Genomic DNA, 337 nt, shown 5'->3' with positions numbered 1-337 from the left:
TTGTCATGTCGAGCTTGGTGCTCGATAAAATTGAAGCTGAGAAAGCGGAGTACAACGATCGCAAATACGGCAATGTGTACTCAATACAGCTTGCTTGGAATACGATTGAAACCCTAGAGCGCAAGCGTGAAGCGATTTTGATTCACCTTGATAAACTAGAAACGGTGCAGCCGACCACGGTTCTCGACGAAGCACTGCGTGGGCAACTTAGGCGTTGGGTGAGTAGCGAAGTGCCAAGTATCTCTTTGGCTCACTTACCGAAACTGATGATGCTGATAAACAGTGCACAAGAAGCGCAACGAACTCGAATCGATGATTACTATTTGGATAACCTGAC

At 46.6% G+C, this 337-nt stretch carries 1 pseudogene; it reads left to right on the top strand.

Annotated elements, in window-relative coordinates:
• Window positions 1-337, top strand: a pseudogene (locus AB4486_RS23040) (DNA mismatch repair protein); the annotation flags it as partial.

The sequence above is a fragment of the Vibrio sp. 10N.222.55.C6 genome (assembly GCF_041473395.1).
Classification (GTDB): domain Bacteria; phylum Pseudomonadota; class Gammaproteobacteria; order Enterobacterales; family Vibrionaceae; genus Vibrio; species Vibrio crassostreae_C.
The sequence above is the reverse complement of the archived record's forward strand: the minus strand, read 5'-3'. Positions and strand labels throughout refer to the sequence as shown.